Origin of the sequence: uncultured Mailhella sp. (assembly GCF_944324575.1) — a bacterium.
GTDB lineage: Bacteria > Desulfobacterota > Desulfovibrionia > Desulfovibrionales > Desulfovibrionaceae > Mailhella.
Map to the genome: position 1 here is coordinate 1 of NZ_CALUWV010000067.1, position 11,016 is coordinate 11,016.

Annotated in this window: 10 protein-coding genes and 1 tRNA gene; 1 reads left to right on the forward strand and 10 read right to left on the reverse strand. The window is 62.2% G+C overall.

The window, feature by feature from the left end:
* Window positions 1–188 precede the first annotated feature (188 nt).
* The gene (locus Q0J81_RS08300; protein WP_294447141.1) at window positions 189–1,085 is read right to left on the reverse strand and encodes a LysR family transcriptional regulator; all 897 of its coding nucleotides are present in this window, start codon (window positions 1,083–1,085) and stop codon (window positions 189–191) included.
* A gap of 145 nt (window positions 1,086–1,230) precedes the next feature.
* Between Q0J81_RS08300 and Q0J81_RS08305 the strand changes: the two genes are divergently transcribed.
* On the forward strand, window positions 1,231–2,214 hold the full coding sequence (locus Q0J81_RS08305; RefSeq protein ID WP_294447142.1) for a DMT family transporter: 984 nt from the start codon (window positions 1,231–1,233) through the stop codon (window positions 2,212–2,214).
* Window positions 2,215–2,565: 351 nt separating this feature from the next.
* Here Q0J81_RS08305 and Q0J81_RS08310 read toward each other — a convergent pair whose 3' ends face one another.
* From Q0J81_RS08310 to Q0J81_RS08350, 9 genes are all read right to left on the reverse strand, one after another.
* A complete protein-coding gene (locus Q0J81_RS08310) occupies window positions 2,566–3,876 on the reverse strand; it encodes an outer membrane homotrimeric porin (protein ID WP_294447143.1) in 1,311 nt (436 codons plus the stop codon).
* A 914-nt stretch (window positions 3,877–4,790) separates the two neighbouring features.
* The gene (locus tag Q0J81_RS08315) at window positions 4,791–6,083 is read right to left on the reverse strand and encodes an outer membrane homotrimeric porin (RefSeq protein WP_294447144.1); all 1,293 of its coding nucleotides are present in this window, start codon (window positions 6,081–6,083) and stop codon (window positions 4,791–4,793) included.
* A 98-nt stretch (window positions 6,084–6,181) separates the two neighbouring features.
* Window positions 6,182–6,418 (reverse strand): hypothetical protein, encoded by a 237-nt coding sequence (locus Q0J81_RS08320; protein ID WP_294447146.1) that lies wholly within the window; start codon window positions 6,416–6,418, stop codon window positions 6,182–6,184.
* Window positions 6,419–6,644: 226 nt separating this feature from the next.
* Window positions 6,645–6,720 (reverse strand) — tRNA-Lys (locus Q0J81_RS08325).
* Between the two features lie 61 nt (window positions 6,721–6,781).
* Entirely contained in the window at window positions 6,782–7,171 is a 390-nt protein-coding gene (locus Q0J81_RS08330) for a pancreas/duodenum homeobox protein 1 (protein WP_294447148.1), read from the reverse strand.
* Between the two features lie 114 nt (window positions 7,172–7,285).
* On the reverse strand, window positions 7,286–8,107 hold the full coding sequence (locus Q0J81_RS08335) for a phosphate ABC transporter ATP-binding protein (protein ID WP_294447149.1): 822 nt from the start codon (window positions 8,105–8,107) through the stop codon (window positions 7,286–7,288).
* Window positions 8,108–8,110: 3 nt separating this feature from the next.
* Entirely contained in the window at window positions 8,111–8,992 is an 882-nt protein-coding gene (locus tag Q0J81_RS08340) for a PstA family ABC transporter permease (protein WP_294447152.1), read from the reverse strand.
* Entirely contained in the window at window positions 8,989–9,873 is an 885-nt protein-coding gene (locus tag Q0J81_RS08345; RefSeq protein ID WP_294447153.1) for a PstC family ABC transporter permease, read from the reverse strand. The genes Q0J81_RS08340 and Q0J81_RS08345 overlap by 4 nt, the downstream gene beginning before the upstream one ends.
* 7 nt (window positions 9,874–9,880) lie before the next feature.
* Window positions 9,881–10,705, reverse strand: a complete 825-nt coding sequence (locus Q0J81_RS08350; protein ID WP_294447154.1) for a phosphate ABC transporter substrate-binding protein — start codon at window positions 10,703–10,705, stop codon at window positions 9,881–9,883.
* Window positions 10,706–11,016 lie beyond the last annotated feature (311 nt).

An 11,016-nucleotide genomic window follows, 5' to 3' on the forward strand; every position in this document is an offset into this window, starting at 1 on the left:
GCTGGCAGCAAGCTGAAAGAAACAGGGGGGCGCGGGGGGAATTATTTCCCCCGCATTGCCTTTCCCGGGGGCCCGGGGGACTCCCCCGGCGGGGTTCAGGGGCCGCGCCCCTGTGCCTTTCCGGGGTGCGGGGCAGCGCCCCGCCTCTCCTGCCTGTCTCCTTCCTCTCCCGTCTTTCCTGCGTTTTTTTACTGTTCGGCGTCTTCGACAAGGATATCGCGGAGTTTACGGGCGGCGAGGCTGAGGGTATGGCCGTCGTATTCGAGGAGGCTTATGGAGCGTTTCGGGAGGGGGGTGGAGAGGCTGAGGGGGAAGACGGAGTTTTCGGCGAGGGCGCGGGCGGCGGCGAGCGAGGGGAGGAAGCCTATGCCGAAGCCGTGTCTGACGAGTTCGAGGACGAGTTCTGAGGTATCGGGTTCCATGGCGGGGGCGAATTCGAGGCCGTGCTGTTTGCACAGACCTTCCAGAAAATCGAAGGTCAGGGAGCCGCGCTTATGGCAGATGACAGGGTGGCGCATGATGTCGGCGAGGGAGAGGGGGACGTTCCGGAGTTCCTCGAAGGCCGGGGAAGCCACGAACAGGTCGCTGAACGAGGAGAGGCGCGTTTCCTTGAGACCTCGGAAGTCTTCGCCGGACACGGCGGCCACGGCGAAGTCTATGGCTCCAGACTTGAGCTCTTCCACGGCCTGACGCGAAGTGCCGCCGTACAGGTGCAGTCTGACGCCCGGGTAGAGCGCGTGGAAGCGGTCGAGCCTCGGCAGCACCCAGACGCGCAGCGCCGTTTCGCTCGCGCCTATGGACACGCTGCCCGACTGAAGGCCCACCGCCTGTTCCAGCTCCTCGCGTCCCCGCCGGAACTGCTCGCAGCCCGCTTCCACGTGGGCGTAGAACATCCGTCCCTCGGGCGTGAGCTCCACGCCGCGCCGGTTGCGTATGAACAGACGGCATCCGAGCTCCCGCTCAAGCGCCGCCATGGAACGCGACACCGCAGGCTGACTCGTGAACAGCATGGCCGCCGCCCGGCTGAAATTCCGGCAGCGCGCCACGTGATAAAACACCCGGCAAAGTTCCCAGTTCAGCTCCATGCCCTTTTCCTGTCATGCGTTTTTAATATGACTGCCATATCAAATGAGCATTTTACCGTATCACTCGCCCCTGCTATAGGCAAGAGAGCCCGGAGCGCGGAGAGACTCGGCGCGCCGAAAATGCTTTCAGGCAGGACATGACATCATGAATCGCGGATATATATTCATCTTTCTGGCCACCATCTTTTTCAGCTCCATGGAAGTCGCGCTCAAGACCGTGGCAGGCGACTTCAATCCCATGCAGCTTACCTGCACCCGCTTTCTTGTCGGCGGCATTCTGCTCATTCCCTTTGCGCTGCGCGGGCTGAGGCAGCACAACGCCACGGTCACGCCTGCCGCATGGAAGGGCTTTGCGTGGCTCGGCTTTGTGGGCCTCGTGGTAAGCATGATGCTCTATCAGGTCTCCATCCTGTACGCTCCGGCCTCGGTGGTAAGCGTGCTGTTCAGCTGCAATCCCGTGCTGGTGCTGGGCTTTGCCTGTCTCATTCTGCATGCCGACATCCGTCCGCAGCACATTGCGGCGCTGGTCATGGAAGTGGCGGCGGCCGTCATCATCATTGATCCTCTGCACATCAGTGTCGATCCCACGGGCATCGTGCTCGTGCTGCTTTCCGCAGCCACCTTCGCCCTGTACGCCGTGCTCGGCAAAAAGCAGTGCGCGCAGTATTCCGGCGTGGCCGTCACCTGCTTCAGCTGCCTTGCCGCCAGCGCGGAAATGATCGTGCTCATGCTCATAAGTCACATAGGCCCCGTGGCCTCCCTCCTTGAGTCGGCAGGCATGGGAATGTTCGCCAACATGCCCTTCTTTACGGGCTACACCGCAGACAACATTCTCAACGTGCTCTATATATGCGTGTTCGTCACTGCGGGCGGCTACGCCTGCTACTTCATGGGCATGGAAGCCACCTCCGCCATGCAGGGCTCGCTCGTGTTCTTCTTCAAGCCCGTGCTCGCCCCCATTCTTGCCATGATCGTCCTCGGCGAAAGCATCCCGCTCAACATGTGGTTCGGCATTGCCCTCATGCTCGTGGCCTCCGTGGTCTCCATGATACCTACGTGGGAAGCTCTCATTGCCGCCGGGCCCTTCGTCTTCAGTCACCTCCTGCACAAAAGACCTCAGGGCCGATAGCGGCATCCCGGCCATGCCGGACCAGCCCGTTTCTCCCCCCTCCCCCGCAGGAGAAACGGGCCTTCTTTTTTAATCAGGGCCGAAGACCGCGCGGACATGACCGCCTCATTGAGCACGAAAGGCGCAGGCACGAGCCTGCCGGCACTGAACTTCCGGCCTGCGTCTGCATTCTCGGAAAACGAAGTGCCGAAAGCCCGTTTCCGCACCAAACGTTACGATGGGCGAAAACGGGCCGAAGGGGAGACGATTCTTTCAAGGAGGCCGCGCCGTGTTTTTCCGGCATGGCCGCCCGAAACGCAAAAAAACGCGCGACCGGATGAGCAGCCGCGCGTCCGGCGTCAGGCGCCGGTCTTAGAAGCTGTAGCGGAAATGAAGCGCGGCGCGCCAGTCGTTATCAAAGGACGATCCCGAACGGCCGTGAGCCGTCGCGGTGTCGAAGTCCTCAAAGATGTACGCCAGCTCAAGAGCCGCCGTCAGATTCCTGTAAATGTCATATGTGGTCAGGGCGTTGAGTTCCACGGCGGAATCTTCGGTGGTGAGATAGTCGTAGCCCTCGCCGTAGCCGCCGTTGTTCTTGTTGTTGGTTCCCGCAAAGTAGGTCACGCTGAAATCGTGGGACAAGCCTTCGAGGAAGGACACGCCGCCGAGCTGCATGCTGACGCCCCAGGTTCCGCCGAAGGAGGTGCGATGGCCGCCGACTATGCCCCATGCGGCATCAAAATACGTGCTCGTGCCGTCGAAATCGCCGTAGATAATGGGAATCTGACCGGAATGCATGGCGCGGCCGCTCCTGTCGCCGGAGGCATACCAGGCAAGCAGCGCGGGCTCGCCGAAGCTCATGGCGTAGGAAGCCTTGCCCACGGCGTACCAGCCTTCCTGATCCTGCGACGCGGAATAGTCGGCGCGACCATATGCGGCGTCGAGCGCGAGGGTGACGGGATCGAAGGGCTTCCACTCCATGCCCGTGCCGAAGATCATGATGTCGGCGCGGCCCAGGCCGGTCATGTTGCCCTGGGCGGTCACGACGTCGGGAAGCGTGCGTTCGCCCTCTTCGTTCATGAAGTCGCCCCTTGTCCCGTATATCGCCCACGGAGACACAGTGAAGCTGTCGAAGGAGGCATTGCCCACAAGACCGAACAGATCGTACTTGGGCGCGTGAATGTCGGACGTGTCGCCGAAGCGGTCTGCACCGCGGGCGGCGCGCGTCCAGAAGCCGGTGAGCTCATAGTTTTCGGCAAAGGGCACGGAAACCACCACGCCGTCGGCCACAAAATCGGCAATCATGGACGACGTGCTGGCGTAGGAAGGCAGATCGAAGGCATGACGGCCCATGCGTACCTTGACGGGCGTGTTCGGCACAAGCCAGTCGACGTAGGCCTGACGCATGAAGACTTCTTCGTTGGTTCCGGAAGTATCGGTGCCCCAGTCGTATTCGCCGACCTGCATCTGCAGATACCCGGAAAGGCTTTCGTTCGCGCTGAAGGTCATGCCCACGCGCAGCCGCTGACCGGTGTAGTCCGTGTTCTGTCCGCGGAAGCCCTCGGAGCTTGTCTGATACTGGAAGAGATACTCGCCGTCCATGGTGACGTCGACGGCAGATGCGGGGCCGGATGCAGCCATGATGAGCGCGGCCGCAAGAAAAAGTGTGGTGATCTTCTTCATTCGTCGTTTCCCGAACGTTTGACCGACTGGCGGTCATTCTCGCGCCACCCTGCAGGAACGTTCTCCGGCCCCTCAACCTTTGCTTCCGCCCTCAGCCTGTGCGGGGTGTCCATACGCAGAAGAAAACCTCTCCCAAAATAATGCGCCTGTCAAGTTAATTGAAAAAGAATTTCATTTTTATTAAAAAAACATGACGCCCACGCATACGCTGCGTCTCCAAAACACAAACGAGCAGGGCATCGACGCGAAACGGCGCAGGAAGAACGAGAGGCAGACAAGAAAAAGACGCGCAGGAGGCTCCCGGAAAGGCAGGCGAAACGCGTCGGACAAAGAAAAACGCCGGAACCGGATCCGGCGGACAGGAGAAAGAACGCGGCCGGGACATGATGCGTCAGGCTCCGGTCACGGGAAAACGCCCCGCGCTTCCCCTGTGAAGCACGCCGTGAGCGAAGCGGCGCTTCCCCGCCGCCGGGCGTTCTGCGGGAGCCTCCCGCCGTTTTCCGAGAGCCAGGGGAGCGCGCTCCGGACAGGCACAAAACGCCGGAAGCGCTTGAGCCGACACGCTCCGGCATCGAAAATTCCTGCTCCGGCCCTTTCGTGAACCGGAACGGCAAACGTGCAGCACCACGGGCCCGGCAGGAGGCCGACATGAGCCTGCGGCCCGAAAAATGCCCGGGACGCGGCGCTTCCCCGGCCCTCGATGCGGCGAGCTTCGCTTCCTGTACGAGTGTCCCCGCGTTCGCACGACGGCAAACGCGGGGACCGGGGGGAAGAGTGTCGTGGACGACGACGCTGTACGCATACTCCCCGCCTGCGCGGGGACGCTGGGGGAAAACGCCGTCGGAGCGCCCTGCGGATGACGCCCTCACGCCCGTTTTCCCCCAGCCGGATGTTTCCCGACAGATGCGACGGGATCAGAACTTGTATTCGACGTGGAAGGCGGCGCGCCAGTCGTCGTCATAGCTGCCGCTGCGTCCGTGCGAGGCCGAGGTGTCGAAGTCTTCGATGATGTAGGCAAGTTCCAGGGCCGCGGTCAGATTCTTGTAGAGCTGGTACGTGGAAAGAACGTCGAATTCCACGGCGGAGTCGTCGACGGTGAGGTAGTTGTAGCCGTCGCCGTAGCCGCCGTTGTACTTGCTGTTGGTGCCGCCTATGTAGGTGACGCTGATGTCGTGGGAAAGGTCGCTGATAAAGGACATTCCGTTGAGCTGAGCGCTGACGCCCCAGGTGCCGCCGAAGCTGCAGCGATGGCCGCCCACGGGCCCGAAGGTATTGTCGAAATAGGTGCTCGTGCCGTTGAAGTCACCGTAACTAATGGGAATCTGTCCGGAATTTTCAGGACGGCCCTTGCGGTCGCCGGAGGCATACCAGCCCATGATGGCGGGTTCGGCAAAATCGAGGGCATATGAAGCCTTGCCCACGGCGTACCAGCCTTCCTGATCATGGGAGTCGGAATAGTGGGAACGGCCCCAGGCGACGTCGAGGGCCAGCGTGACGGGATCAAAGGGCTTCCATTCCATGCCCGCGCCGAAAATCATGATGTTGGCGCGACCGGCTCCGCTGATGTTGCCCTGAGCCGTAAGGTTGTCGGGCTCAAAGCCGTCGGTGTGGCCCTTGGAACCGTAAATGGCCCAGGCGGACACGGTGAAGCCGTCGAAGGCGGCGTTGCCCACAAGGCCGAAGAGGTCGTACTTGGGAGCGTTGACGTCGGTGACGTCGCCATAGCCGTTGACGCCGCGGGCCATGCGCGTCCAGAAGCCCGTCAACTGGTAGCGGTCGGCAAAGGGCGCGGAAACCACCACGCCGTCGGCCACAAGGTCGGCGATCATGGGCGACACGCTGGCGTAGGAAGGCAGGTCAAAGGCATGACGGCCCATGCGGACCTTGATGTCGGTATTCGGCACGAGCCAGTCGATGTAGGACTGACGCATGGTCACGGCAATGTTGTTGCCCGTGACATCCGAACCCCAGTCATACGTTCCGGCCTGAAGCTGCAGATAACCGGAAAGATTTTCTCCGGCAAGGAAGGTCATGCCGATACGCAGACGCTGAATGGCATAATCGGTGTTCTGACCGCGGAACCCTTCGGAACCGGTCTGAAACTGGAACTGATATCTGCCGTCCATTTTGACGTCGACGGCCGAAGCGGGGGAACAGACGGAGGCCGTCATTCCGGCGGCCATGAGGAGGGTGACAAGTTTCTTCATGATTTTTCCCGAAAGCTGCCGCAGGCCCGGCAGCTGCTCTGCTCCACCTTTTTCCTCTTCCGGATGTCGCATGCCAGAATAATTGCGGAGCGTACAAATTATGGAACAGGTTTTACGCCGATCAACGTTTTTGTCAATAAAAAATAAATAAAAAGATAATAATTTGTTAAAATTGAAAAATAATCACCTGATTGCACTCGCCCAAAACAGACGACGCAAGATGCCGGCCCGCCCCCCCCTTCCCTTCCGGCGCGACCGGAAAATGCCGTTTCGGTCGGCGCTTCGGAAGAAGTGAACAGCGAAGAAGAACGGGGCCGCCAAGAACCGTCGGGCATCACTCGCTCCGGCTCGCCGCGGCCGGGGGCACGTACAAAAAAAAAGACCAGGCGTCGACGCCGTGGTCCGTAACGTGCGTGAGAGACTCGCAAGAGACCGGCGCAAAACGCCCGGCCTCAACGGATGTCGCCCGCCATGCCCGGGGCGGCGTATCCGGAACGCCATGCCCGGGCGGCATGCAAAAAAAAAGAGACCATGCTGCAAAGCACGGTCTCCTGAAATTCATGGTGGGTCGTGCGCGATTCGAACGCGCGACTCTCTGCTTAAAAGGCAGGTACTCTACCTACTGAGTTAACGACCCTTCCGGTCGAAAAGACATAGCGCCATTGGGGGTGTTAGTCAAGCAAAAAAAGCCCGAAATCTCAATCAATGCGTTTCAGGGTAAGGGGAATGACGTGCAGCGCGCGGGATATTTCGTCGGTGCTGCCGAGTTTCCATTCCCAGGAGCCGTCAGGCCAGTCCGCGCGACGGGCCAGTTCTGCGGTCACGCCCTTGATGTTGATGATGGGATGACGCAGGAACACCGCAGGCAGACCGTGGGTGAGGTTGCAGGCAAGGCAGGCGTCGCCGCGCTGATGCAGCTCGAACAGGAAATCGAGCTTTTTGTCCGACGCGGAAAGCAGCGCGAGGCGGATGTCGTACGCGCCGTCTTCAGGATCGCCGAACAGCGCCTCGAAAAACTGGTCGGTGCGTTCGGGAGGAAACACTTCGTTCAGGCATTCAGGGGTGAAGATTTCTTCATAGCTGGGCATCTCTGGCCTTCTCCTTCAATTCTCGGTTGCGCGCACGCACGCGTCTTTTCGTTTATAGCCTCCCCGCCGCCGGACGGCAAGAAGGAATTCCTTCAGACATGGTTCCCGCGCCCGTCACGCCGTTTTTCCGCGCATCGTCTGCGCGTCGCACGGCTTTTCCTCTCCGTCGAGCAGTCGTTCAAGGTCGCCTTCCGTCATGCCCGACGTGTCGCAGACGGTACGGATCACCCGCCCTTCCTCCATGACCGCCAGAAAGGAAGCAAGCCGCAGGCTCTGGGAGAGTCCATGCGACACCATGATGACGGGCAGGCGCCCGGCAAGCTCAAGCAGAAGTTCCTCGACACGGCGGGCGGCGTGCACGTCGAGCGAGGCCGTGGGCTCGTCAAGCAGGAGCACGTCGGGCTCAAGAGCCAGCGCCCGGGCCAGACAGAGCCGCTGCTGCTGACCGCCGGAAAGCCGCTCGGCGCTCATGGCAAGGCGGCCTTCCACCTCGTGCCACAGATCGGCCCGCACGAGCGCGTCGCGCACCCTGTCTTCAAGTTCGGAGCGCGGACAGCCCGCAGCCACGGCAAGGGGCATGGCCACGTTGGAAAACACGCTTGCGGGAAAGACCTGCGGCGTCTGAAACACCATGCCCACGCGACGGCGCAGCTCGGGCAGCGTCACGGCATCCGGCCCCGTGCCGGGAAACACGTTGAGCCTGCCCCGCTTCGTCACAAGTTCCACCGTGCCTTCGGTACGGCATCCGGCAACTTCGTCGTTGAGCCGGTTCACCGCGCGCAGAAGCGTGGTCTTGCCCGAACCCGAGCGCCCCACCAGCACGGCTATGCCCCCGGCGGGCACGGCAAGGTTCACCTGCCGCAGCACGGGCCGGTCAAAGAAGGAAACGGAAAGATCGCGCACCAGAAGCACGGGAGAAGAGGCAGGATTGTCCATGAGTCAGGCCTTTGTCTGCCACTTCTTCCGGAAGCCGCGCTCAAGAACGCGCGCCGCCGCAAGAAGCAGGCAGGAAATGACGAGCAGAAGCGTGGCCGCGCCGAAGCCGCGCAGAAGCTCCTGCTGGTCCTGATACTGGGAGGAAATGTAATAAATGTCGAAGGAAAGCGCCTCGAACTTGCCGAGCAGACCGGAAGGCAGACCCGCGTTGGCCACCACGCCGGTGAAGAGAATGACGGCCGTGTCTTCGGCGGCACGTCCCACGGCGAGCACCACGCCGCCCAGAATGCCCCGCGCCGCGGCGGGCAGAAACAGATGAAACAGCGCCTGCGCGCGGGAAAAGCCGCAGGCTGCCGCAGCCAGACGCAGCGAATCGGGCACGGCGGCCATGGCCTCGCGCGCGGAGGCGGTCAGCACGGGCAGCACGAGAAGCGCAAGGCAGCCGGCAGCAAGCAGAAGCCCGGTGTTCGCATCGGGCAGCACCGTGCGGCGCAACAGAAGAATGAGCATGAAGCCGAACAGCCCCATGACGATGGAAGGCATGCCGGCCAGCATGTCCACCGCCGCGCCCAGAATCCGCTTCTGCCGCGGCGAGGCAAGCTCGGAAAGATAAATGCCGCAGCCCACGCCGGGAAACACCGCAAGCAGCACGGTAAGCACCACGAGCCAGAACGTGCCCACGCAGGCGGGCCACAGCCCGTCCCATACCGGTACGCGGCCGAGCACGGCATCCAGAGGATCGGCGCGGCCGAACAGAAGATCCAGTCCCAGCTCGGGCAGGCCCCGCCGGAAAAGATAGCCCATGAGCACAAGCACAAGGCACGGCACGAGCACGGCGCACAGCGTGCAGAGCGCACGGAACACAAGAAAGGAAAAGCGCCTCATGCCCTGCCCCCCAGGCGGCGTATGACGAGACTCACCGCGCCGTTGATGACAAGAAGCAGCAGCCCGGCCATGAACAGGGAATCGTAGGCGGCCCCGCCCACCTCATTGGAGGTGACAAGCGCCATATGTGCGGTGAGCGTGCGCATGCTCGACAGCAGCGACGACGGCATGACGGGCGCATTGCCCGCAAGCATGAGCGGCAGCATGGTGTCGCCCACGGCGCGGCCGAAGCCGAGCACCGCGGCGGAAATGAGCGTGCCGCGCGAGGCGGGAATGACGAGATGCCACAAAAGCTCCATGCGCGACAGCCCCATGGCCGCCCCCGTCAGCGCCACGGCGTCGAGACGCGGCCCGAGACCGGCCTGAAGCACCAGCACCACCGTGGGCAGCATGAGCACGGAAAGCATGATGACCGCCGTCAGACAGGAAAAACCGGAACCGCCGAGCCCCGTGCGTATGACGGGAGCAAGCAGAAACACGGCGGCAAAGCCGTACACCACGGTGGGAATGGCGGTCATCACGCGCACCAGCGCGCCCACAAGAGTGCGCCACGGCCCGGGCCGCCCTGCGCACTCCGGCGCCATGAGCCAGCAGCACAGGCAAAGCCCCATGATCCAGCCGGGAACCACGGCAAGAGTCCCCGCAAGAAGCGACCCCGCCACCATGGGCAGAATGCCGAATTCTCCCCTCCCCGGGGCCCACGACCAGGAAAACGGGCCGCCGCCCCCGCCCTGAACAAAGGCGGGCAGAGCGAAGGCGACGACCATGAGAAACAGCAGCACCATGCCCGCCATGGCAAGCGCCACGGCAAGACGTATGACGGCAAGGCCCGCTTCCCCGCTCCGGCCTCCGGGCCGGATGGACACCTCTGCGTTTCTCATGCGAGGCCTACTTTCTGTCCAGCGGAATGTAGCCGGAAGACGAAATGAAGCCCTTGCCGTCTTCGGAGTAGATGTAGTCGATGAACAGCGCGGTCAGCCCCTGCGGCTTGCCCTTGGTGTTCATGTAAAGAAGACGCGTGATGGTGTAGCTGCCGTCGGAAGCGTTCTCCTGCGAGGGAACCATGCCGTCCACGGTGACGCCGCGGATGGAAGCGTCAAGATGACCGATGCCCACATAGCCGATGGCGTTGGGATCCTGAGCAATGGCGGTCTTCATGGCGCCGTTGGAGTTCACCACGTTCGCACTCTGCACCGACGTGCCCTTGTCGAGCGCGCGCTCTTCAAAGGTTTCGCGCGTGCCGCTGCCGTCTTCGCGCACGTACAGGGATATGGGAGCGTCGCTGCCGCCGAGCTCCTTCCAGTTGGTGATCTTGCCGGCAAACACGTCCTTCACCTGCGCCTTGGTCAGCGCCGTCACCTTGTTGGCCGGATTCACCGCCACGGCCACGCCGTCAATGGCAAAGGGAAACGTTTCAAGACCGTACTTGGCAACCTCGCTGTCCTTGAGCGCGCGGCCCGTGTTGCCTATCTGCACAAGACCTTCGCCCACCTTCTGCACGCCCACGCCGGAACCGCCGCCGGCTACCGTGATGCGAACGTCGGGATTCGCGCTCATGATGGCCTCGGCTGCCTTCTTCATCACCGGGATGTGGGCCGTGCCGCCCGCAATGTCAAGCGTGCCCTTCTGACCCTTGAACGAGTCCAGAGGCGCGGCCACGGCCAGAGACGCGCTGAGAAGTACCAGCGCAAAAGCGGAAAGAATGCGATTCATGCTCACCTCTCACTCGAGGCGGCACCTTTCAGAGAACAACGAATTACCGCAGAGAACGGCGCAAAACGCCACTGCAACAAAAAGCCGGCAAGACACACCTTGTCTCTGCGGAAAATGCGTCAGGTGTTCCTGAAATACATGCCGGCCTCTCGTCAAAAAAAAAGTTCAAAGGACGCGACTGCCGCGCCCCCATTTCTCAATTTCTGCCCCACCCCTGCACCAAAGTCAAGCAACCCTCCGAAAAGGCAGGAAACGCAGGAGAGGAAGGGAACAGGCAGGAGCTGCGGGGCCCCGCCCCGCACCCCGGAAAG

Excerpts from the sequence above, each read along its gene's own strand:
- Q0J81_RS08340 (WP_294447152.1), bottom strand. The coding sequence starts at position 8,992 with ATGAGGCGCTTTTCCTTTCTTGTGTTCCGTGCGCTCTGCACGCTGTGC.
- Q0J81_RS08335 (WP_294447149.1), bottom strand. The coding sequence starts at position 8,107 with ATGGACAATCCTGCCTCTTCTCCCGTGCTTCTGGTGCGCGATCTTTCC.
- Q0J81_RS08300 (WP_294447141.1), bottom strand. The coding sequence starts at position 1,085 with ATGGAGCTGAACTGGGAACTTTGCCGGGTGTTTTATCACGTGGCGCGC.
- Q0J81_RS08345 (WP_294447153.1), bottom strand. The coding sequence starts at position 9,873 with ATGAGAAACGCAGAGGTGTCCATCCGGCCCGGAGGCCGGAGCGGGGAA.
- Q0J81_RS08310 (WP_294447143.1), bottom strand. The coding sequence starts at position 3,876 with ATGAAGAAGATCACCACACTTTTTCTTGCGGCCGCGCTCATCATGGCT.
- Q0J81_RS08330 (WP_294447148.1), bottom strand. The coding sequence starts at position 7,171 with ATGCCCAGCTATGAAGAAATCTTCACCCCTGAATGCCTGAACGAAGTG.
- Q0J81_RS08315 (WP_294447144.1), bottom strand. The coding sequence starts at position 6,083 with ATGAAGAAACTTGTCACCCTCCTCATGGCCGCCGGAATGACGGCCTCC.
- Q0J81_RS08320 (WP_294447146.1), bottom strand. The coding sequence starts at position 6,418 with ATGCCCGACGGTTCTTGGCGGCCCCGTTCTTCTTCGCTGTTCACTTCT.
- Q0J81_RS08350 (WP_294447154.1), bottom strand. The coding sequence starts at position 10,705 with ATGAATCGCATTCTTTCCGCTTTTGCGCTGGTACTTCTCAGCGCGTCT.
- Q0J81_RS08305 (WP_294447142.1), top strand. The coding sequence starts at position 1,231 with ATGAATCGCGGATATATATTCATCTTTCTGGCCACCATCTTTTTCAGC.